General features: G+C 47.3%; 3 protein-coding genes. All 3 read left to right on the top strand.

Going from position 1 to position 26249, the window contains the following annotated elements; translation table 11 throughout:
- Positions 1-16 precede the first annotated feature (16 nt).
- Genes fenD through fenA form a run of 3 tightly spaced genes read left to right on the top strand, consistent with a single transcriptional unit; the run spans position 17 to position 26235 of the window.
- Positions 17-7732: a fengycin non-ribosomal peptide synthetase FenD gene (fenD, locus tag LNN34_RS06180; RefSeq protein ID WP_229042998.1), complete on the top strand. Its 7716-nt coding sequence runs from the start codon at positions 17-19 to the stop codon at positions 7730-7732.
- Positions 7733-7748: 16 nt separating this feature from the next.
- Positions 7749-15413: a fengycin non-ribosomal peptide synthetase FenE gene (gene fenE / locus LNN34_RS06185; protein ID WP_229042999.1), complete on the top strand. Its 7665-nt coding sequence runs from the start codon at positions 7749-7751 to the stop codon at positions 15411-15413.
- A gap of 25 nt (positions 15414-15438) precedes the next feature.
- Entirely contained in the window at positions 15439-26235 is a 10797-nt protein-coding gene (fenA, locus tag LNN34_RS06190) for a fengycin non-ribosomal peptide synthetase FenA (protein WP_229043000.1), read from the top strand.
- The last annotated feature ends 14 nt before the right edge of the window (positions 26236-26249 follow it).

A 26249-nucleotide genomic window follows, 5' to 3' on the forward strand; every position in this document is an offset into this window, starting at 1 on the left:
AAGGTGTGTGGAATTGATGACGCAAGCAACACAGATCCAAGATATTTATCCGTTATCGTACATGCAGGAAGGGATGCTGTTTCATTCACTGCTTGATTTCAGCTCTAAAGCCTATGTGGAACAAACCTCGTTTACCATTACAGGCAGCCTGTGTATCGATTCGTTTCAAAAAAGCTTAAATCTTCTTGTTTCCCGATACGATATTTTCAGAACCATATTCATTAAGGAGGTTCCAGACCTCACTGGGCCGCAGCAAGTTGTGCTGACAAACCGGGAATTGACCGTACAAAGGGAAGATCTTTCTCACCTGAAACATGATGAGCAGCTTGCTCTGATAGAAGACTTTATGCAGCAGGACCGGGAAAAAGGGTTTCACTTGCAAAAAGATCCGTTAATGCGGCTCACGCTTTTTGATAGAGGAGACAGCACATATACATGTGTCTGGACGCATCACCATATCATCATGGATGGCTGGTGCCTGGGCATCATCCTCAAAGAATTCTTCAGCATGTATGACTCACTTAAAAATAACAGGCCTGTACAGCTCGATAGCACGGTGCCGTACAGCCGTTATATTGAATGGCTCGGAGAACAAGATCAAGAAGAAACCGCTGCATACTGGAGAGATTATCTGCAGGAGTACGGCAATACCGCTTCTATTCCCAAACTAAAAAGCCGCTCAGCGAACGGGGAATATGAAGCCGCAAATATCCGTTTTTCTTTAGAGCCGGCTATCGTTCAGAAATTGACAGCAGCTGCTCAAAATTGGGGAGTTACATTAAACACTTTATTTATGAGTCTATGGGGTGTTCTTCTACATCGTTACAACGGTACGGATGACGCGGTCTTCGGCTCTGTTGTTTCCGGACGTCCGTCAGCGATTGACGGGATCGAGTCAATGGTCGGCTTGTTTATTAACACTGTTCCGGTGCGTATTCGATCTGCAGAGAAAATGAGATTTTCTACGCTTGTCAAATCCGTGCAGGAGGATACTTTACGTTCTGAGCAGCATGGTTATTATCCGCTTTACGAGATTCAAAACCGCAGTGCTTTGAAGCAAGGATTGATCGATCATATTCTTGTCTTTGAAAATTATCCTGTACAGCTTCAGCAGGCAGTCAATAGGCAAAGCGAAAATGACGAAAACGCATTGAAGCTTGATGACATTTCTATGTCAGAACAAACCAGCTATGACCTTAACGTTGTCATCGTTCCAGGTGAATCATTTTATATTAAATTCAGCTACAATGCCGCCGTTTATGAACGTGAAGAGGTGCTTCGGATTCAAGGGCACCTCATGGAGGCAATGGATTGTATTTTGTCAAATCCCGATATTGCTGTCGACAGCATCAACATTGTGCCTACTGAAGAACGAAAGCTCATTCAATCGTTTAACGAAACGGAGCGCCATTATCCAAATAAAACGCTATCCCAATTATTTGAGGAACAGGCTCTTAAAACACCTGACGCGGCTGCTTTGAGAATGGGAGATGAGTGCCGGACATATCGGCAATTAGATGAAAGAGCCAATCAGATTGCACACGCCCTGATAGAAAAGGGAGCTGGATCTGGCGGGATTGTCGCTGTGATGATGGAACGGTCAATGGACATGGCTGCTGCCCTGCTTGGAATTTGGAAAGCCGGAGGCGCTTATCTGCCTCTTGATCCAAGTTATCCGAAAGAGCGGCTTTCTTTTCTGCTGCATGACAGTCAAGCAGCTCTCTTACTGACAGAAGAAGAACTTATTTCATCCATCCCGTCAGGCTATGAAGGCAGTATTGTGACATCAGGACATACAACACATTACAGAACGGATTCTCCTGATGCATCGATTGGTGAGCTTGCCTACCTGATCTATACGTCAGGAACGACAGGACGGCCAAAAGGAGTGCTCGTTGACCATCAAGGAATTGCAAATACCTTGCAGTGGAGACGGGAAGAGTACGGCATGAGCGAAGGGGATACAGCACTTCATCTGTTTTCCTATGTTTTCGACGGCTGCGTGACGAGCTTGTTTACTCCGCTTCTGTCCGGCGCATGCGTGTTGCTGACAACAGATAACGAAGCGAAGGACGTGCTCGCCCTCAGACGGAAAATAGCTCAATACAAGGTTAGTCATATGCTTATTGTTCCTTCCTTGTACCGGGTGTTATTAGAAGTGCTGACTGCTGAAGATGCAAAAAGTCTTCGTATCGTGACATTTGCGGGCGAGGCAGTGACTCCCGACCTGCTTGAGACCAGCAGAAAGATTTGTCCCTCCGCTGAACTTGCAAATGAATATGGACCGACAGAAAACAGTGTGGCAACAACAATCCTTCGTCATCTGAACGAAGAAGAGAGAATCACGATCGGACACCCGATCGCCAATACAAAAGTATATATTTTACAAGGAGAGCAGCTGCAGCCGATAGGCGCGGCGGGTGAACTGTGTATTTCCGGCGCGGGTCTCGCCCAGGGGTACTATAAGCGGACAGAGCTAACAGAGAAAGCATTCACAGACCATCCATTCCTTAAAGGGGAACGCTTATATCGAACCGGGGATGCAGGGCGCTTCCTGCCTGATGGCACGATTGAATATATTGGACGTTTTGATGATCAGGTAAAAATCAGGGGATATCGCATTGAATTAAGTGAGATTGAAACTGTTCTTCGGCAAGCATCTGGAGTGAAGGAAGCTGCAGTGCTGGCCCGTGATGTTTCTGATGAGGAAAAGGAACTCGTTGCTTATATCGTTCCGGAAAAAGGAAACGGCCTTCCGAATCTGCACCAGCATCTTGCCGGTACATTGCCGTCCTATATGATTCCCGCAAGCATCATCAAAATCACTCAAATGCCGTTAACATCCAGCGGGAAGCTCGACCGTTCCGCACTTCCGGAACCAGAAAACACAACTAGCTTAACGTACATGCCGCCACAAACCTTAATGGAAACGGAACTGGCACGCATTTGGGAAGAGGTGCTGAACAAAAATCAAATCGGTATTCGCGATGATTTCTTTCAATTAGGCGGACAGTCCTTAAAAGCAGCCACACTCGTATCAAGAATACATAAACGGCTGAATATCGAGCTGCCGCTCAGTGACGTTTTTTCTTATCCGACCGTGGAAAGCATGGCAGCCAAACTGATGAGTTTACATGAGCATGCTTTTACGCAGATTGAACCTGCGGATTTTAGAGATGTTTATCCGCTGTCTTTCTCGCAAAAAAGATTATACGCTCTTTACCAGTTGGCAGATGACAGCACAGGTTACAACATGCCGGCGGTACTGGAACTGCGAGGACATCTGGATCGCGGGAGATTGAGAAAAGTTCTCACAGAGCTTGTGAATCGGCATGAATCATTGCGTACGGCATTTGAACTGAACAACGGAGAGCCAGTGCAAAAGATTCATCCGGCGCTGACAGCTGATCTGAAAGAGCTTGAAATTGACTCAGAGCAAATGCTGCAGTCTGCGATCTCGTCCTTTATCAAACCGTTTGATCTCACCGCGGGACCGCTTTTTAGAGCAAGCTTGATATCTCTCGAAAAAGAAAGAGCCTATTTGTTGCTTGATATGCATCACATCATTGCTGACGGAATCTCCATGAGTACACTCGTCCAAGAATTCACTGATCTTTATTGCGGAAAAGAGCTTCCAGCTTTAAACCTGCATTATAAGGATTTTGCGGTTTGGCAGCAGGAGAAGTTTCCGGAAACGCATTACAGCAAACAGGAGGCCTACTGGCTGAAGCAGCTTGGCGGCAGCCTTCCAGTATTGGATTTGCCGCTTGATAAAACGAGGCCGCTTCTGCCTGATTTCAGCGGCGGAACATTTGAAGTAAACATTGATAAAAGAACGGCGGAAGAACTGCACCGCTTGATGTTTGAAACGGGAACGACGATGTATATGCTCCTTCTGGCTGTCTATTCCATCATGCTTTCCAAACTGAGCGGGCAGGAGGATATCGTTGTCGGCTCGCCTGCTGCCGGGAGACCGCACGCTGATCTGGAGCGAGTCATCGGGATGTTTGTCAATACATTAGCTATGCGATGCCAGCCTGAGGGCCGCAAAACGTTCAGCTCTTATTTGCAGGAAATTCGCGAACTTGCTCTGACTGCATACGAGCATCAGGATTATCCTTTTGAAGAGCTCGTCAATAAGCTTGAAACGAAACGGGAGGTAAATCGCAATCCGCTGTTTGACGCGATGCTCGTGCTTCAAAACAGCGAAGATTTCCGGTTTGAAGTGCCTGGTTTATCTATCTCGTCTGTAACCCCGTCACACAATGTATCTAAATTCGATTTGACATTACACGCTGAGGAGCATTCCGATGGCATTCGCTGCCGCTTCGAATACAGTACCGCGCTGTTTGAAGAAGAGACCATTGCAAGATGGGCTTCCCATTTTATTGAGCTGGTGAAAGGAATAACGTCTGATATCCATAGGAAGCTTTCGGAAATGCAATTGCTATCTGCTCCAGCGCGCGAATTGCTTCTTGAAACGATGGGTCAGTATGCTGACTATCCAAGAGATGAAAGCATCGTTCGTTTATTTGAAAAACAAGCAGCTGAACATCCCGAACATACCGCAGTCGTATGCGATCATATACGGCTGACTTATCGGGACCTGAATGAAAAAGCAGAACGGACAGCGGCTATGCTGATGAAACAAGGAGTCCGATCCGGGGATATCATCGGTTTAATGTTTGATCGATCGCCTGATATGGTGATTGGCGTTTTATCTATTCTAAAGGCCGGAGGGGCATACTTGCCGATTGACCCTGAATATCCTCAAGAACGCATCAGCTTTATGCTGAATGACAGCGGGGCGAGAATTCTCCTGACAGAGCACGGACACAACAAGCCGGCGGATTACCATGGGCAAATTTTATACCTGAATGACGCCGAAAACGAATTGATTTCGCCTGATTTGAAAGCGCAAGAAACATTAGCAGACCAGCCAGCTTATGTGATTTATACATCTGGAACCACTGGGCAGCCAAAGGGCGTCGTTGTCGAGCACCGTAATGTGATTAGTCTATTGAAGCATCAGGACCTGCCTTTTGATTTTGGCAGTGAGGACGTTTGGACTTTATTTCATTCATATTGCTTTGATTTCTCAGTATGGGAAATGTTCGGAGCGTTGCTGAATGGAAGTACGCTGGTTGTTGTCTCCAGAGAAACAGCCCGCGATCCAAACGCATTCCGCCTATTGTTAAAAAACGAGGGCGTCACAGTACTCAATCAGACTCCAACTGCTTTTTACGGACTCATTCATGAAGAAGAAAACCATACGGACCGATTACATGTGCGATACGTTATTTTCGGCGGAGAAGCTTTACAGCCCGGCATGCTTGTAACCTGGAACGAGAAATACCCTGATGCTGATCTGATCAATATGTACGGCATTACTGAAACAACTGTACATGTGACATATAAGAAATTGTCCTCAGCAGATATAGAAAAAAATAAAAGCAATATCGGAAAACCGCTGGCAACCCTTCAGGCTTATGTGATGGATGCTCATATGAATCTACAGCCTACAGGAGTTCCAGGAGAGCTGTATATTGGCGGAGAAGGTGTAGCCCGGGGATATTTGAACAGAGATGATCTGACCGCGGCCCGATTTGTACCTAATCCTTATCTTCCGGGAGACAGATTATACCGAACCGGAGACCTTGCAAAGCGTCTGGCAAGTGGAGATCTGGAATATATGGGCCGCATTGATGATCAAGTAAAGGTGAGAGGACACCGCATCGAGCTCGGTGAAATCCAGGCGTCTCTGCTTCAGCTTCCAATAATTAAAGAGGCTGCTGTCATCACAAGAGATGATGAACAAGGCCAATCCGCTGTATATGCTTACTTGGTTGCGGAAGATGGACAGGTCGTAAATGAAGCAGATATCAGGGCTGCCCTGAGAGCCGTTCTGCCTGATTTTATGGTGCCTGCCCGCTTGATCCAAATTGACAGCATCCCGCTGACGGTTAACGGCAAGCTCGACCAGAAAGCCCTGCCGGAACCAGATAAGCGCGCTCAAGCTGAGAATGATATCAGCCCTAGAAATGAGATTGAAAAGGCGATGGCTGACATTTGGGAGGAACTGCTCGAAGCGGAGGAGATAGGTGTCAGCGCAAATTTCTTTGAGCTTGGAGGGGATTCAATAAAAGCGTTGCAGGTGTGTGCACGGCTGAAGCAGCGAGGCTATGAAACGACAGTGCGTGAGATGTTTGAGCATCAGACGCTTGGTGAACTGTCCGCCCGCGTTCGAAAAGCCGTACGCGTAATTGACCAAACGCCAGTCGAAGGCGAGCTGCCTTGGACACCTGTACAGCAATGGTTTCTCTCACAATCATTGGAAGCCCACCATTTTAATCAATCTGTCATGCTCTACCGGGCTGAACGGTTTGATGACATTGCACTCAGAAATGTACTGAGAAGCTTGGTGACTCATCATGACGCACTGAGAATCATATGCCGTTACAAAGATGGCAAGCCTGTACAGGTTAACAGAGGAGCAGATCTTCCGGATGAGGAGCTATATGCCTTCGATCTGTTTGATATAAGAGATCATCGTTCAAATACAGCCGAAAATGCACAGTGCTTGTCAGCCGAAGCACACAAACAGATTGAAGAAATGGCAAACCAAATTCAGCAAACTATTCGACTGGAGACTGGCCCTTTGCTTCATGCTGGTTTGTTTAAAGCCGAAGATGGAGACCATTTGTTTCTGACGATCCATCACTTAGTCATTGATGCCGTTTCATGGCGCATTTTATTTGAGGATTTTTCAATTGCTTACGAACAGGCAGTCTCAGGAAAACCCATCGTACTGCCGGAAAAAACGGATTCATATTTCACTTATGCACAAACATTGGCTGACTATTCAAAGAGCCGTCGTCTGCAGCGTGAAATCGCGTATTGGAATGAGCGGGAGGACCGGCATATTGAGCGTATTCCCAAAGATCATTCGGTCACATCGAACTCATTCAAAGATACAGAAGTAATTGACTTCGAGCTGTCTCGTGAAGATACAGAATTGCTGTTAACTGGTGCAAACAATGCATACAACACGGAAACGAATGATATCCTTCTGACTGCTTTAGGCCTAGCTTTGCAGGAATGGACGGGACTTGACCATTTCAAAATCAGTATGGAGGGCCACGGCAGAGAAGATTATCTTGACAATATCGACATGAACAGAACTGTAGGCTGGTTCACTTCAATTTATCCTGTATGGCTTGATATGAGTGATTCTGACTATACGGATGAAGGTGAGCGGCTGGGACGACACATTAAACAGACAAAAGACATGCTGCACCGCATACCGCATAAAGGCGCAGGCTATGGAGTGCTGAAATATATCAATAAGATATGGGATTCTGAGTACAGCGACCCGGAAATCAGCTTTAATTACTTAGGCCAGTTTGATCAGGATGTTCAATCAAAAGCTTTTGAGATTTCTGATATTAAGACAGGGAATGAAATCAGCCCGAATTGGGAGCGTCCTTATGTTCTTGATATCAGCGGAGCCGTTTCATCAGGATGCCTGCACATGCACATTATTTATAACCGTCTTCAATTTAAGAAACAAACCATACAAGCATTAGCCGATCATTTTAAACATGCGCTTGAAAACATGATTCAGCATTGCGCGGGCAAAGAAAACCGCGAATGGAGTGCCGCTGATTTTACTGATGAGGATTTAACGCTGGAGGATTTAAGTGAGATTATGGGGGCCGTCAACAAACTATAGGAGAGGAGATTCATTGATGCCGCAGCAACCCGAAATACAGGATATATATCCCTTGTCTTTTATGCAGGAGGGGATGCTTTTTCATTCGCTGTATGATGAACAGTCGAGAGCTTATTTTGAACAAGCGTCTTTTACAATCAATGGGCAGCTTGACTTAGACCGTTTCCAGAAAAGTATGGACGCTGTTTTTGACAGGTATGAAATCTTTCGAACGACTTTTATCTACAAAAATGTAGCCAAACCTCGTCAGGTGGTGCTTAAAAACCGTCCTTGCCATGTTCATTTTGAAGATATTTCTCATCTTAATGAGAGAGAGAAAGAACATTGTACAGAAGCATTCAAGGAACAAGATAAAAAAAGGGGCTTTGATCTTCAGTCGGATGTACTGATGAGAATATCCGTTTTAAAATGGGCGCCTGAGCGTTACGTATGCATCTGGAGCCATCACCATATTTTAATGGACGGATGGTGCTTAGGCATCATCATTAAAGACTTTCTCCACATTTATCAAGCGCTGGGAGAAGGGCGGCTTCCATATTTGCAGCCAGTTCAGCCGTACGGAACGTATATTAAATGGCTGATGCAGCAGGATCGTGAAGAGGCAGCTGAATATTGGAAAAAGCGGCTGCAGCATTTCGAGAAAGCTTCTTCTTTGCCAAAAAGAAACGAGCTAGTATCAGAAGGTGAATTACAGCAGGTCACGTTTACCATCTCTGAAAGAGAAACGTCCGATTTGCAGAAAATCGCAGCAGCATCCGGTGCAACGCTTAACACCGTTTTCCAAGCTTTGTGGGGAATTTTGCTGCAAAAATTCAATCGCTGTGACGATGCCGTGTTCGGATCAGTCGTCTCAGGCAGGCCCTCTGAGCTGGAGGATGTAGAAAATATAGTCGGCCTTTTTATCAATACCATCCCCATCCGGGTCCAAAGCAAAGCTCTTTCTTTCTCTGGCCTGGTCAGCCGGATGCAAAAGGAAATGACTGAAGCAGAAGCATACAGTTATTTCCCTCTATATGACATTCAAGCACAGAGTGCTCTTAAACAAGAGCTCATTGATCATATTATCGTGTTTGAAAACGTGCCGACCCAGCAAGAAATTGAAGGACTAAACCAGACTGGATCGTTCGGTTTCTCAGTGGAAAACTTTGCGATGGCGGAGGAGACTAATTATGGTTGCAGCGTCAAAGTGATTCCAGGCCGCACATTGTTCGTGCGCATCAATTTTCATACAGGTTTATATGAGCCTGGCATAATAGCTGAGATAAAAGATTATTTACAGCATATGATTTCAGCTGTCATCTCTGATCCTTCTCTTCCTGTTTCAAAGATGACGTTACTAGATCATGACAAAACACAGAAAATGGTTGCTGAATATAATACGACGGGAGCTGTTTCAGCGTTAGCTCCGACGCTGCACGGGCTGTTTGAACGTCAGGTGGCTTTGACGCCGGATCGGACGGCCTTACGCTTTTCTGGCGGCTCGCTGACTTACGCGCAGCTTGACATGTACGCTAATAGGCTGGCAGCGCGCCTTACGGCGCATGGTATCACAAAGGAAAGCATTGTTGGTGTTCTAAGCGAGCGTTCGCCGGACATGCTGACAGCCGTTCTCGCCGTATTAAAGGCAGGCGGGGCTTATGTGCCTCTTGATCCTGCATATCCAGAGGAGCGGCTGAGCTATATGCTGAAAGACAGCGGGGCAGCATTGTTGCTGACGCAGCCGGGATTAAAGGCACCTGATTTTTCCGGAAAGACACTGGAAGTGGATATGACGGCGCTTGCGAATGAAGAATCTGAATGTCACTCTCTTCATCAAGCAGACAGCGATTCTCTCGCCTATGTGATCTATACGTCGGGCTCCACTGGACGGCCGAAAGGGGTCGCCGTGGAGCACCGCCAGGCTGTTTCCTTTCTGACCGGCATGCAGATGCAGTTTCCTTTAGAGGAAGACGACATCATTATGATGAAAACGTCTTTTTCCTTTGATGCATCTGTCTGGCAGCTGTTTTGGTGGACGCTTTCAGGTGCTTCGGCCTATCTGCTTCCGTCCGGCTGGGAGAAAGACCCGGCATTGATGGTAAAAGCCATTCGGGAGGAAGGCGTTACAACGGCCCATTTTATTCCGGCCATGCTGAACAGCTTTTTGGATCAAGCGGAAATAGAGGCACCGAGAAGCCTGAAGCGCGTATTCGCCGGAGGTGAACCGCTTGCTCCCCATACGGCAGCCCGTTTCGCTTCTTTGCTGCCGGAGACATCGCTGGTTCACGGCTACGGGCCGACAGAAGCAACCGTTGATGCCGCATTTTACGCGTGTGATCCTGAGCTGGACAAGAATCGCTTACGCCTTCCGATCGGAAAACCCGTGCCTGGCGCGCGTCTGTATGTATTAGATCCTCATTTAGCCGTACAGCCTGTCGGCGTAGCGGGAGAATTGTATATTGCCGGATCCGGGGTCGCCAGAGGCTACTTGAATCGTCCGGAATTAACAGAAGAACGTTTTCTTGATGATCCATTTTATCCGGGAGAACGCATGTACAAAACGGGTGATTTGGCGCGCTGGCTCCCAGGCGGACAGGTTGAATTCCTCGGCCGTCTGGATGACCAGGTAAAAATCCGCGGCTACCGGATTGAGCCGGGAGAAATCGAAGCGGCGCTCAGAAGCATAGAAGGCGTGCGGGAAGCGGCTGTGACTGTTCGTACAGAAAGCGGCGAGGCGGAATTATGTGCGTATGCGGAAGGGCTCGGGAGAAATGAAGTGCGCAAGCAGCTTGAGACATTGCTTCCGGGCTATATGATTCCTGCTCATATCATCGAGATGGAACAATGGCCGGTTACCCCGAGCGGAAAGCTCGACCGAAAAGCGTTGCCTGCTCCGGGCGGAGCGGCAGATCGGGAAACCTACACAGCGCCGAGAAACCTGACAGAGATGAAGCTTTCCCAGCTATGGGAGGAAGTGCTGAAAAGCGGACCTGTCGGCATTCACGACAACTTTTTTGACCGGGGCGGCCATTCCTTAAAAGCCACCGCGCTTGTCTCCCGGATCGCCAAGGAATTCGGCGTCCAAGTGCCGCTGAAGGATGTGTTCGCCCATCCGACGGTAGAAGGTTTGGCTTCTGTCATCAGCGAAGGAACGGAAAGTCCGTATGAAGCCATTAAGCCGGCTGAAAAACGCGAGACCTACCCGGTTTCCTCCGCCCAAAAGCGGATGTATGTGCTCCAGCAGCTGGAGGATGGAGGCACAGGCTACAATATGCCGGCAGTCTTGGAGCTGGAAGGAAAGCTGGATCTTACAAGAATGGATGCTGTATTCAAAAAGCTGATCAAACGCCACGAGTCACTGCGGACGTCCTTTACAACGGACACAGACGGCGAGCCGGTTCAGCGCATCCATGACGAAGTGCCGTTTACATTCCGCACCTCTGTGCTCGGCGGACAAACTGAACAGGAAGCCGCGGCAGCGTTTATCCAGCCGTTTGAACTCAGCCAAGCTCCGCTGTTCCGAGCGGGGATCGTCAAGGTATCAGACGGGCGGCATCTATTACTGGTCGATATGCATCACATTATTTCAGACGGTGTGTCAGTCAATACGCTCATTCGGGAATTCGGGGAGCTGTACGCCAATCAGGAGCTACCTGCGCTTCACATTCAATATAAAGACTATGCCGTATGGCAGGAGGCCTTTAAAAAAGGAGACACGTACAAGACGCAGGAGGCATACTGGCTGAAGCAGCTCGAAGGCGAGCTGCCCGTACTGGTCCTGCCGGCTGATTACGCCCGTCCGCCGGTGCGAAGCTTTGCGGGTGATCAAGTCTCATTTACGCTCGATCAAGAACTCACAGCCGGGCTTCACAAGCTCGCACGAGAGAACGGAAGCACTCTGTACATGGTGCTCCTTGCAGCTTACACAGCGTTATTGGCGCGCTTAAGCGGACAGGAAGACATCATCGTCGGGTCACCAATTGCCGGACGTCCTCACAAAGATCTTGAGCCGATACTTGGAATGTTCGTCAACACCCTGGCGCTTCGCACACGCCCGGAGGGCGGGAAGCCGTTTGCGCAATTTTTGCAGGAAGTGCGCGAGACCGCCTTGGAAGCTTACGAACATCAGGATTATCCGTTCGAAGAGCTTGTCGATAAGCTCGGCATGACGAGGGATATGAGCCGAAATCCGCTGTTTGATGTGATGTTTGTGCTTCAGAATATGGACCAAGAATCCATGCAGCTGAAGGACCTGTGTCTCCGGCCCGCAACAAATGTGGAACATCAGGTCTCAAAGTTCGATTTAACCCTATATGCGTACGAGGAAGCTAATGGTTCTATGATGTTTCAAATGGAATATAGCACTGATCTCTATCAGAAAAATACGATTGAAATGTGGCTTCAATATTTAATGAATATGCTGCGCGCCATCATCCAAGACAGCGAAGCGGCACTTGGAACAATACATGTATTGGACGAGAATGAAACTCATTTCCTTATCCATGAACTCAACTGTACAAAAAGAGAGTATCCGAGACATGAAACCATCAGCAGGCTGTTTGAGTTACAGGCTGCACAAACGCCTGATGCCATAGCTGTGGCCGGCGATGAACAAACATTAACGTATAAGGAGCTGAACATCCGGGCAAACAGGATTGCTGCCGTTCTTCGGAGAAAAGGAGTTGGACCTGAAACTGTAGTTGCATTATTGACAACACGAACTCCAGAAATTGCAGCAGGAATGCTCGGCATTTTGAAAGCTGGAGGAGCCTATCTGCCTATTGCTAAGGATCTTCCCGCTGACCGAATATCATATATGCTGTCAGACAGCGGTGCAAAAATACTCCTTCAATCTGAAAAAGCAAACAATCAACGATTAGACTTAGAGCTTAAATGTGAGAAAATCGTCATCGAAGAGATTCAAGGACAAGGAGAAACGAAGAACTTTGAATCTCCAGCAGGGCCACATTCACTCGCTTATATCATCTATACCTCAGGATCAACCGGCAAACCGAAGGGTGTCATGATTGAGCAGCGAAGTGTGATCCGTCTTGTCAAAAACAGCAATTACATTGAATTTACACCTGAAGACCGGCTTCTGCTGACTTCTTCACTTGGTTTTGATGTCGTTACATTTGAAATACTCGGGCCGCTGCTAAATGGCGCTGCTTTGCATCTCACAGATAAAGAAACATTTCTGGATTCCCATCAGCTTAAGAGATACATAGAACAAAACGGAATCACCACAATGTGGCTGACTGCATCTCTTTTCAACCATTTAACAGAACAGAATGAGAAAATATTTTCCCGGCTCATAAATCTGATTATTGGCGGAGAAGCTCTGTCAGCCAGTCATGTCAATCGAATCAAGCAAGCATGCCCGGAATTGTCAATCTGGAACGGATATGGGCCGACTGAGAATACAACATTTTCGACTTGTTTTCACATTGAAAAACTGTATGAACATTCCATTCCGATCGGCCGGCCGATTGGTAATTCAACCGCATTTATCTTAAATAAATGGGGAATGCTGCAGCCGATCGGAGCTGTCGGTGAACTGTGTGTCGGCGGAGATGGTGTGGCAAGAGGCTATCTTGGTCGACCAGACCTGACGAAAGAGAAATTTGTGCCAAATCCATTTGCGCCCGGCGAACAAATGTACCGTACCGGTGATCTGGCACGCTGGCTACCGGACGGCACAATTGAATATGTAGGCCGTGTCGATGATCAGGTAAAAATAAGAGGGTACCGGGTTGAGCTCGGTGAGATTGAATCAGCGCTTCGTCATATAGACGGTGTCAAAGAAGCAGCCGTATTGGCGCGAACAGGACAATTAGGCACCAAGGAGCTTTACGCCTATATAAGCGTAAAAGAGGGTACTGATGCTGAACAAGTGCGTACTCACCTTTCTCAAATGCTGCCAGGCTATATGATGCCGGCCTATGTGATAGAAATGGATGCTCTCCCGCTCACTGCCAACGGAAAATTGAACCGAAAAGCACTGCCTGAACCAGATATCACATCTAAACAAACGTACGTCCCGCCTCGAAATGACCTTGAAGAACAGCTTGCGATCATATGGCAGGAGGTTCTCGGGACACAGAGGATCGGAATAGAAGATTCGTTTTTTGAACTAGGCGGAGATTCAATTAAGGCTCTTCAAGTATCCGCGCGCCTCGGACGTTATGGATGGAGCTTGCATGCAAGCGATTTATTCCGCCATCCCAAAATAAAAGATTTATCAGCAGTCATCCGGAAGACAGAAAGAGTAATAGACCAAGGATCTGTTCAGGGAGCTGTCCCATGGACACCTATTCAGCATTGGTTCCTCTCTCAGGATATAAAAGAAAGACACCATTTTAACCAGTCTGTCATGCTGTTTAGCCCTGATTGTTTGTCGGAAAATGCACTGCGCGCATCATTAAAAAAACTGGCAGAGCATCATGATGCCCTGCGGATGATTTATCGGGAAGATGGCGGACAACAGATGCAAATCAACCAAGATATTCATGAATCCAAACTGTACAGCTTAAGGATTTCTGATTTTTCAGATCCGGGAATCGATTGGGAAACGAGCATTAAAGAAGAAGTGGCAAATCTTCAGCAAAGTATCAATCTCCAACAAGGACCATTACTGCATGCCGCTTGGTTTAAAACGCTGTCCGGAGATTATTTATTTCTCACGATTCATCATTTGGTCGTTGATGGGGTATCATGGAGAATTTTACTGGAGGACCTGTCAGCGGCATATCATCAAGCAGCTTCAGGACAGGCTATACAGCTTCCGCCTAAAACAGATTCCTATCAGGAATACGCACGGCGAGTTCAAGATTATGCCCAAAGCAGCAAGCTGATTCGCGAGGAAACGTACTGGCGGACGGTTGAAGAGGAAAAAGCAGCGGAACTGCCATATGAAATGCCTTATATGGAGAATATGAACAGCAGTGAAAGGGAAACATTGCGCTTTTCACTCACTGAAGCAGACACCGCGGTCTTGCTGCAAAAGGTAAACCACGCTTATGGCACAGATACACAAGATATTCTATTGACGGCGGCTTCCTTAGCAATTTGTGACTGGACAGGGGGCAGCAAGCTCCGTATGGCAATGGAGGGACACGGAAGAGAACACATTCTGCCGGATTTAGACATCAGCCGGACGGTTGGCTGGTTTACATCCATTTACCCCGTCCTTATTGACTTTGAAAATCAAGCGGATGAGCTTGGAACCGCAGTTAAAACCGTGAAAGATACATTGGGCCGGATACCGAACAAAGGGGTAGGGTACGGCATGTTGAAATATCTTACATCTCCCGAACATAAAAGCATGGTGTTTTCAAAAACACCTGAAATCGGCTTTAACTATTTAGGGCAGTTCAACGACATAGAAAGTCAAGACCGTTTCCGCCCATCCGGTCTTGGGAGCGGTAAGGACATCACTCCTACTTGGAAGCGGGAGCAGCTTATTGAGATGAGTGCGATGGCAGCAGAAAATCAGCTTCATTTTCAGCTCAGCTATCCTCCGGCACGGTTTCACAGGGGTACAATGGAGGGGCTCATCACCATGATTGAATGCTATTTGCAGGATATTATGAAACACTGTGCTGAAAAACAGAACACAGAAAAGACGCTGAGCGATTTCAGCAGCCAATCATTAACGGCAGAGGATTTGGACAGTATATCCAGCTTGGTGGAAGACTTGTAGAAAATCGTGACAGGGAGATATGAACATGACAAAAGCGAATTCAATTCAGGATATTTATCCGCTGTCTTATATGCAGGAAGGAATGCTCTTTCATTCCCTCCTGCAAAAAGATTCACGGGCATATGTTGAACAAGCCTCTTTTACAATAGAGGGAGAAGTCAATTTGCAGTTTTTCCAAGAGAGCATCAATGCTTTAGTAGCAAGACATGACATTTTCAGAACGATTTTCATCAGCCAAAATGTCTCTTCACCTCAGCAGGTTGTCTTGAGGGAACGGACTGTCAGTGTACTGGAGGAGGACATTGCTCATTTAGATGAAGCGAGCCAATCTGCGTTTGTCGAACGAATAAAAGAAAAGGACCGCGCCAAAGGGTTTCATCTGCAAAAAGATATGCTCATGCGCATCACACTTATTCGAACCGGAATGCGGCAATATACTTGTATTTGGACCTTTCATCACATCATGATGGACGGCTGGTGCCTCGGCATTGTACTAAAAGAATTCCTTCAGATTTATGCATCAAAAATAAAAGGGGCTCCATTATCATTGGAGCCCGTTCAGCCATACGGAACTTATATCAATTGGCTGATGGAGCAAGACAAAGAGAAAGCTGTTTCCTATTGGGACAATTATCTTTCCGGCATTGAGCAGCAAACCTTGCTCCCGAAGCAGAAAAAAACAAAGAGTACAAGCAGGCAGGAGCAAATTACATTTTCATTTTCAAAAGAAGACAGCAGCAGGCTGTCAGAGCTTGCCGTAAGAGAAGAAGTCACACTCAGTACAATTTTCCATACCCTATGGGGAATTCTTCTTCAAAAATATAACAATAGTGATGACGCGGTATTCGGTTCTGTCATTTCAGGAAGGCCCTCAGACATTGAAGGAATTGAACAAATGGTCGGGCTTTTCATCAACACGATTCCCATACGGCTGCATGGATCAAAAACGCCATTTTTACAGCTCGTAAAAGACATGCAAAAGGATCGCCTTGCTGCAGAAGCATACAGCTACCATCCTCTATACGAGATACAGTCCCGTTCAGCAGTCAAGCAAGGTTTGATTGATCACATTCTTGTATTCGAAAACTATCCGGTGCAGAAAGAAATAGAAATGCTGAACAGCCAGGTGCCTGATTCAGATCTTTTTCAGATTCATAACTTTACAGTAGCGGATGAAACCAATTACAGCTTTTATCTTATGGTGGCGCCAGCGGAAGAAATCCATATAAAAATGAGCTATGATGCAGCACTGCACGACCGATCCTTTGTGCTTTCTGTTAAGGAGCATCTTTTGAACACTGTTTCCCAAATCTTAGATCATCCGCATCTCTCACCCGAAGACATCGATATCACAACAGACACTGAAAAGCTGCAGCTGATTGGGGAAATCAAAGATCACAAACCAGTTTACGAAACCATCCATGCCATGTTTGAAAAACAGGCAGAAAAGACGCCTGACGCGCGGGCTGTGATTGATCAAGCGCATTCTCTGACCTATAAAGAATTGAACGAATCCGCCAACAGATTGGCACGGCATTTGCGGAATAAAGGCGTTATGAGGCAGGAACCTGTCGCAATCATGATGGAACGCTCAACTGAGTTCGTTACAGGTATTCTCGGTATATTGAAGGCTGGAGGCGCCATTGTTCCAATCGATCCCCATTATCCGTCTGACAGAATAAATTATATTCTGAATGACTGCGGCTGCTCTCATGTCGTTTCACAAGCGCATTTTGCACCTTTGCTTGAGACTGGCCTGAATGTTATCTATATGGAAGATATTCAAATCGAAGACGGCAGCTGCTTACATTCAGTGAATAGTGCGGACGACCTGCTCTATATGATTTACACATCAGGCACAACAGGAAAACCAAAGGGCGTTCAATTTGAACATCGAAATATGGCTAACTTGCTGCAGTTCGAATTCACTCGCTCTGGCATTGATTTTGAAAATGATGTTTTGCAATTTGCAACTCCTGCCTTTGACGTCTGCTATCAAGAAATATTTTCAACATTGCTGGGAGGCGGCACACTTCATATCGTGCCAGAAGCTATAAAAAGAGACGTACCTCAGCTGTTTGCATTTATAAAAGAGCATCAGACGACTATTGTGTTTCTCCCAACGGCTTTTATCAAAATGATTTTCAGCGAACAGGAATTTGCGAACGCGTTTCCTCATGATGTAAAACACCTGATTACAGCCGGTGAGCAATTAATCGTTTCCAGTCTTCTCCAAGATGTTTTGCGCCAGCGCAGCATGTACTTGCACAATCATTATGGACCTTCAGAAACTCATGTAGTGTCGGCATATACCATACATCCGGGTAACCAAATTCCGGAGTTTCCTCCGATCGGAAAACCGATTGATTGTACTGATCTGTATATTTTAAATCGCCAAAAACAGCTGCAGCCTCGGGGGGTATCAGGAGAACTATATATTTCCGGTTCAAGTGTCGCCAGAGGTTATATCAATAACGATAAACTGACGCGAGAGAAATTTTTACCCGATCCCTTCAGGTCCGGAGCGGTCATGTACCGAACGGGAGATGTAGCGAGAATTCGTGAAGACGGCAGCTTTGAATATATCGGTCGAGCCGACGATCAAGTGAAAATCAGAGGTTATCGAATCGAGCCGCAAGAAATAGAAATCGCGTTAATGAATCATCCAGAGGTCAAAGAAGCTGCTATTCTTATCAGGCAAAATCAAGGTGAAGAACATGAGTTATGCGCTTATTATTGCAGTATGCACAGGCTGGATCCCTCGGCTTTGCGACAATATCTGGCAAATAAGCTCCCGGAATATATGATTCCGGCCAAATGGGTCTGGGTTGACAGCATTCCTTTGACGCCGAACGGAAAAGTCGATCAATCAGCTCTTCCAAAACCGGAAGCTTCAATCAGCAGTAATACATACGCTGCTCCGCGGAACCTGTTAGAGGTAAAGCTTTCGCAGCTGTTTGAAGATGTGCTGAAGGAAGCCCCGATCGGCATTCACGACAACTTTTTTGACCGCGGCGGACACTCGTTAAAAGCAACGGTGCTTGTGTCGCGAATCGCCAAGGAATTTCATGTTCAAGTCCCGCTGAAGGACGTATTTGCCCATCCGACAGTGGAAGGATTGGCTCTCATTATTCGACATGCAGAGGAAAATCCCTTTGCGTCGGTTGTACAGGCAAAAGAACAACCGACGTACCCAGTATCATCAGCTCAAAAGCGGATGTACGTGCTCCAGCATCTAGATAATGGAGGAGTCGGCTACAACATGCCGGCAGTTTTAGAACTGGAAGGGAAGCTTGATCGCGAAAAACTGGCTGCTGTATTCAAGGAACTGATCAGCCGGCATGAGCCGCTTCGAACGTCCTTTGTGCCGGGAGAAGATGCCGAGCCCGTACAGCGTATTCACAGTGAGGTTCCATTCACGTTAAGTGAAGAAGCCTCTGCTGCTGGATTTGTCCGTCCATTTGACCTCAGTCAAGCGCCGTTATTCAGAGCTGGCCTTGTGAAACTGGCAAATGAGAAGCATTTGCTGCTGGTGGACATGCATCATATCATTTCCGATGGTGTATCCGTTCAGCTTTTAATCCGCGAATTCACTGAGCGCTATGCAAATCGGACGCTTAAGCCGTTACGAATCCAATATAAAGATTACGCCGTTTGGCAGCAGGAATTTCAAAAGGGAGACACATACAAAAAGCAGGAGACTTACTGGCTGAGACAGTTTAGCGGTGAGCTGCCGGTGCTCGAGCTCCCAACAGACAAGCGCCGACCGGCAGAACGGAATTTCACGGGCGGCAAAGTTTTATTTCAAATGAATGAAGAAATCACGTCCCGCCTGAAGGAGCTAGCCCGCAAAAATGAGAGCACGCTGTACATGACGCTACTCGCATTGTATTCAGCTTTTTTGTCGCGGTTAAGCGGTCAGGAAGACATCGTGATCGGTTCGCCTATTGCCGGACGCCCGCATGCCGATCTTGAAGCGGTCTTTGGCATGTTCGTCAATACATTAGCGCTCCGGACGCACCCAGCCGGCAATAAGACATTTACGGATTTTCTGAAGGAAGTCAAGCAGACTGCACTGGAAGCCTATGAGCATCAGGATTATCCGTTTGAAGAGCTGGTTGATCAACTCGGTGTGCAGCGGGAAATGAGCCGGAATCCGCTGTTTGATACAACACTTGTGCTGCAAAATATGGAAAAGCAAACGCTGAAAATGAATGATTTGCTGCTTAGATGGAACGATTTGCAGCATCCGATATCTAAGTTCGATATTTCCCTGTATGTCACAGAGCATGAAGCTGAGCTGTACTGTCAGTTTGAATACAGTACCGCTTTGTTTGAAGAAGATACCGTTCAAAGGTGGGCCGGCCTTTTTACGACACTTGTGGAAAACACAGTTTCCAGTCCTGACATGGAATTGGACGATATTCCGATCCTGACTTTAGAAGAAGAAAGGTCTTTCATTGACTCATGCCAGCCGCTTGAAGAGACAGGCTATCGGTTGAAACAGACCCTGCACCATGCACTCGAACAGCAAGCGGCAAAAACACCTGACCAACCGGCCGTGATCGTTGAAGACGGAGAGATAACCTACAAGGAATTGAACGAACAGGCTAACCGTGTAGCCTGGGAGCTGATCGACCGGGGAGTAAAAGCCGAAACGACTGTTGCCATTATGGGAAGGCGTTCCCCTGAAATGCTGATCGGGATTTATGCGATTCTAAAAGCAGGCGGTGCTTATCTTCCTATTGACCCGGATTATCCAGAGGAACGGATCCGCTTTTTGCTGAAGGACAGCGATTCTGACATTCTCCTTATTCAATCTGACAATCTAGACATTCCGGCTTTTGATGGAGAAATCGTTCATCTCAGTCAATTAAACAGCGGGCTGAAACGTCGTCTGTCCAATCCAAATGTTGAAGTCTATCCGGATTCTTTAGCCTATATGATTTATACATCCGGCTCTACTGGAAGACCTAAGGGTGTACAGGTTGAGCATCAATCTGCAGTGAATTTTTTAAATTCCCTTCAGTTCCGCTATCCTTTGAACCAATCGGACGTCATTTTGCATAAAACGTCGTATTCCTTCGATGCTTCGATATGGGAGCTGTTTTGGTGGCCGTACGCTGGCGCCTCTGTTTATCTGCTTCCTCAAGGAGGCGAAAAAGAACCTGACATGATATTGAAGGTCATAGAAGAACAGCAGATTACAGCGATGCATTTTGTGCCTTCTATGCTTCATGCGTTTTTAGAATATCTAAAAAATGGCCCTGTACCGATCAAAACGAACCGGCTGAAGAGGGTGTTTTCTGGAGGCGAACAGCTGGGGGCACATCTTGTCTCTCGGTTCTGTGAATTGCTGCCAGATGTTACATTAACCAATTCCTATGGGCCTACCGAAGCTACTGTAGAAGCGGCATACTTTGATTGCCCGCTGGATGAAAAACTTGACCGAATTCCCATTGGCAAACCTATTCATCATGTCAGATTGTATATTCTTAACCAGAAGCAGAAGATGCTGCCTGCTCGATGTATCGGAGAATTGTATATCGCCGGAGCCGGCGTCGCCAGAGGCTACTTGAATCGTCCGGAATTAACAGAAGAACGTTTTCTTGATGATCCATTTTATCCGGGTGAACGCATGTACAAAACGGGTGATCTGGCGCGCTGGCTCCCAGACGGACAGGTTGAATTCCTCGGCCGTCTGGATGACCAGGTGAAAATCCGCGGCTACCGGATTGAGCCGGGAGAAATTGAAGCGGCGCTCAGAAGCATTGAAGGTGTGCGGGAAGCGGCTGTGACCGTTCGTACAGAAAGCGGCGAGGCGGAATTATGTGCGTATGCGGAAGGACTCGGCAGAAATGAAGTGCGCAAGCAGCTTGAGACTTTGCTTCCGGGCTACATGATCCCTGCTCATATCATTGAGATGAAACAATGGCCGGTTACCCCGAGCGGAAAGCTCGACCGAAAAGCGCTGCCTGCTCCTGACGGAGCGGCAGATCGGGAAACCTACACAGCGCCGAGAAACCTGACAGAGATGAAGCTTTCCCAGCTGTGGGAGAAAGTGCTGAAAAGCGGACCTGTCGGCATTCACGACAACTTTTTTGACCGGGGCGGCCATTCCTTAAAAGCCACCGCGCTTGTCTCCCGGATCACCAAGGAATTCGGCGTCCAAGTGCCGCTGAAGGATGTGTTCGCCCATCCGACGGTAGAAGGTTTGGCTTCTGTCATCAGCGAAGGAACGGAAAGTCCGTATGAAGCCATTAAGCCGGCTGAAAAACGCGAGACCTACCCGGTTTCCTCCGCCCAAAAGCGGATGTATGTGCTCCAGCAGCTGGAGGATGGAGGCACAGGCTACAATATGCCGGCAGTCTTGGAGCTGGAAGGAAAGCTGGATCTTACAAGAATGGAGGCCGTATTCAAAAAGCTGATCAAACGCCACGAGTCACTGTGCACGTCCTTTACAACGGACACAGACGGCGAGCCGGTTCAGCGCATCCATGACGAAGTGCCGTTTACATTCCGCACCTCTGTGCTCGGCGGACAAACTGAACAGGAAGCCGCGTCAGCGTTTATCCAGCCGTTTGAACTCAGCCAAGCTCCGCTGTTCCGGGCGGGGATCGTCAAGGTATCAGACGGGCGGCATCTATTACTGGTCGATATGCATCACATTATTTCAGACGGTGTGTCAGTCAATACGCTCATTCGGGAATTCGGGGAGCTGTACGCCAATCAGGAGCTACCTGCGCTTCACATTCAATATAAAGACTATGCCGTATGGCAGGAGGCCTTTAAAAAAGGAGACACGTACAAGACGCAGGAGGCATACTGGCTGAAGCAGCTCGAAGGCGAGCTGCCCGTACTGGACCTGCCGGCTGATTACGCCCGGCCGCCTGTGCGAAGCTTCGCGGGTGATCAAGTCTCATTTACGCTCGATCAAGAACTCACAGCCGGGCTTCACAAGCTCGCACGAGAGAACGGAAGCACCCTGTACATGGTGCTCCTGGCAGCTTACACAGCGTTATTGGCGCGCTTAAGCGGACAGGAAGACATCATCGTCGGGTCACCAATTGCCGGACGTCCTCACAAGGACCTTGAGCCGATACTTGGAATGTTCGTCAACACCCTGGCGCTTCGGGCACGCCCGGAGGGCGGGAAGCCATTTGCGCAATTTTTGCAGGAAGTGCGCGAGACTGCATTGGAAGCTTACGAACATCAGGATTATCCGTTCGAAGAGCTTGTCAACAAGCTCGGCGTAACAAGGGATATGAGCCGAAATCCAGTGTTTGATGCGATGTTAGTCGTTCAAAATACAGAGCAACAGACTTTGGAACTGGATGACATACAACTCCAGCCGGCCGGCGTTTCTCATCATGTTTCTAAGTTTGATATCACATTGCAGGCTTCTGAGGGTGACGAGCAAATTCATTTGAAATTTGAATATTCGACTGCACTTTTTCAAGAAGCAACGATAAAACAATGGACATATCACCTGACAAATTTGCTGAGTCATATTGTCAAAAATCCGAACACATTTCTTAACAATATCGACATTCTGACTCATGAAGAGCGAAACAAACTGCTGAATGAGTTTAACAGCGGGCAAGAAAATGAACATAAAGTGCAAACAATCGATCAGCTGTTTGAAAAACAAGCAGCGCTGACTCCGAATGCTCCTGCACTCGTCAGCAGAGAAAACACGCTCACCTATCAGGAACTGGACGAATGGTCCAATGGCATTGCATGGGCCCTGCGAGACCGCGGGGTTAAACCGGACACACCAGTCGGCATTATGATGTCTCGTTCATTCAGCATGATTGCAGCCATTCTGGGCGTTTGGAAAGCCGGCGGCTGTTATGTCCCGATTGATCCGGAATACCCGGCGGAACGGAAACGCTATATACTCGGCGACAGCCGAACCAAACTGCTCATCACTTTACCTGCTGCCGACCAAGAAGCACTTGAAGATTTTGAAGGTGAGATATTCGCCATAGAGAACGCGGAGACATACGACGGATCACCGCTTCCGCAAGTGTCACGCCCTCAGCATTTGGCTTATATCATTTACACTTCAGGAACGACAGGCCAGCCAAAAGGCGTGATGGTCGAGCATAAAGGAATAGCCAACACTCTGCAGTGGCGGCGAAATGCTTATACTTTGAATGAGACAGACACAGTCCTTCAGCTCTTTTCTTTTTCGTTTGACGGCTTTTTAACAAGTATGTTCACACCGCTTTTGTCAGGTGCAAAGACAGTGCTGCCTGATGAAAACGAAGCGAAAGATATTTTGTCCATTAAGCATGATCTATCTCATCATCGGATTACACATATGATTATCGTCCCTGTTTTATATCGGGCACTTTTGGACGTCATACAGCCGGAAGATGCGAAGACGCTTAGAGTAGTCACGCTTGCAGGAGAAGCAGCTGACCGGGAATTGATAGACCGCAGCATGGCAATATGCCCGAATACAGAGCTAGCAAATGAATATGGGCCGACAGAAAACAGTGTGGCAACCACAGCCATGAGACATATGGAACGGCAGAAAAACGTATGCATCGGCCGGCCGATCGACAATACTGAAGTTCTGATTTTAAACGGGGATCAGCTTCAGCCAATCGGCGTTGCCGGCGAGCTTTGCATAGCAGGAACAGGGCTTGCGAGAGGGTACGTCAATCTTCCGGAACTGACAGCAAAAACGTTCGTTCAGCACCCATTCCAGCCCGAAAAACGGATGTACCGAACAGGTGACGCAGCCAGATGGATGGCAGACGGTACAATCGAATACTTAGGACGGATGGACGATCAAGTCAAAATCAGGGGCCACCGTGTAGAAACGAAAGAAATTGAATCGGTTATCCGCCGTATAAATGGAGTAAAAGAGGCTGTTGTCCTTGCTCGAGAAACAGCGCCTGCTCAAACCGAATTATGTGCTTACATTGTGGCAGAGCAAGACTTTAATACAGAAATGCTGCGTGCCGAATTAAATAAACAGCTGCCTTTATATATGATGCCGGCGTTTATTCAAACGCTGGACTCGCTTCCTTTGTCACTAAATGGCAAGCTGGATCGCCGGGCACTTCCAGAACCTGCATTCAATCAAGTACGTACATTTCATGCACCGACCAGCGAGATGGAACAAAAACTGGCAGATATATGGGGTGAAGTGCTCGGTGCAGAGAAAATTGGAATTGATGATTCGTTCTTCGAGCTCGGCGGAGATTCCATTAAAGCGTTACAGGTGTCAGCACGGCTTCATCGAATCGGAAAACAAATGTCGGTTAAAGATTTATTCAGTCATTCGACCATTAAAGAACTGGCAGCATATATTCGTGATTCCGATACTAGTGCCAGCCAAGCTCCGGTTGAGGGGGAAGTACAGTGGTCACCGGTTCAGAAATGGTTCCTTTCTCAAGATATAAAAGAGAAACACCATTTTAATCAATCTGTTATGCTGCACCGGAGCACCTCCATCCAAGAAGACGCGCTGCGCAAAACGTTAAAAGCCATCACAATCCACCACGATGCGCTGCGAATGGTGTTCACACAGTCTGAGCAAGGCAAATGGGTTCAATATAATCGGCCGGTCAGTCATTCAGACGACGCGCTGTACAGCCTACAGATCATCAATCTTAAAGGTTCAGAAGTCAATGAATATGAATCTCTGATTAAACATCATGTACGTGACATTCAGCAGAACATCAATTTGGAAAAAGGGCCGCTATTGCAGGCCGGACTTTTCCGTACAGCTGATGGAGATTTTTTGTTCCTAACGGCTCATCACTTCATCGTTGACGGCGTCTCATGGCGTGTCCTGCTGGAGGATTTGGCAACCGGATACCGTCAGGCTGTAAACGGAGAAGACATTGATTTGCCGCCTAAAACAAGCTCTTTCAAAGCATATACGGAAAAACTCGCTGACTATGCTGAAAGCCGTCAGCTTATGAAACAGCTCGCATATTGGCGCGAAGCTGAAGAGTACCAAACAGAAGCACTGCCGTTTGATCAAATGAACGCTCAAACTTTAAATGAGAGAAAACGGGATACAGTTTCATTCTCTCTAAATACAAAAGAGACGGAGGCGCTTTTAAAACGTGTCAACAGCACATATAACACAGATACGCAAGATATGCTGCTGGCTTCCGTGATTCTAGCTTTGCGGGATTGGACAAACCAATCCGCCGTCAAATTGTCATTAGAAAGCCACGGACGCGAGGATGTGTTAGACGGCATAGATGTCAGCCGCACGGTTGGATGGTTTACCGCCATTTATCCATTATTCGTCAAACTAGATTCAGACTTGACCGGCAAGGATCAAGAAGAATACTTGGTTCATGTGTTAAAAACAACAAAAGATACACTGAGACGCGTTCCGGACAAAGGATTCGGCTACGGTGTACTCAAATATTTGACCCCGCCTGAGAAAACTGGCGTCGATTTCACCGGCACGGCGGACATCAGCTTCAACTATTTGGGTCAATTTGAAAACAGCCGTACAACTGAAGCGACTGATGAAAACACCTTCTCGTTTTCTCCGCTCGGGACCGGAGAAGATATCAGCACTTCTTGGAACCGTGAGCAAACGCTTGACATCAGTGCGATGGCAGCAGAAGGAAAAATGACAGTCAACATGACGTATGAAACATCCCGGTTCCAGCATAAAACAATCGCACAGCTTTGTGAGAATTGCCATCACTACTTACTGAAGCTGATTGATCACTGTCTGAACAAAACAGAAACAGAAAAAACCATCAGCGATTTTGATGATCATGAACTGACCGAGGACGCGCTCCAAGAAATCGCTGATATGCTCAGTTTTCACTAACTAATGAAACCGTA

This window comes from Bacillus sp. AF23 (assembly GCF_020861455.1).
In the GTDB taxonomy this organism is placed as follows: Bacteria; Bacillota; Bacilli; order Bacillales; family Bacillaceae; genus Bacillus; species Bacillus halotolerans.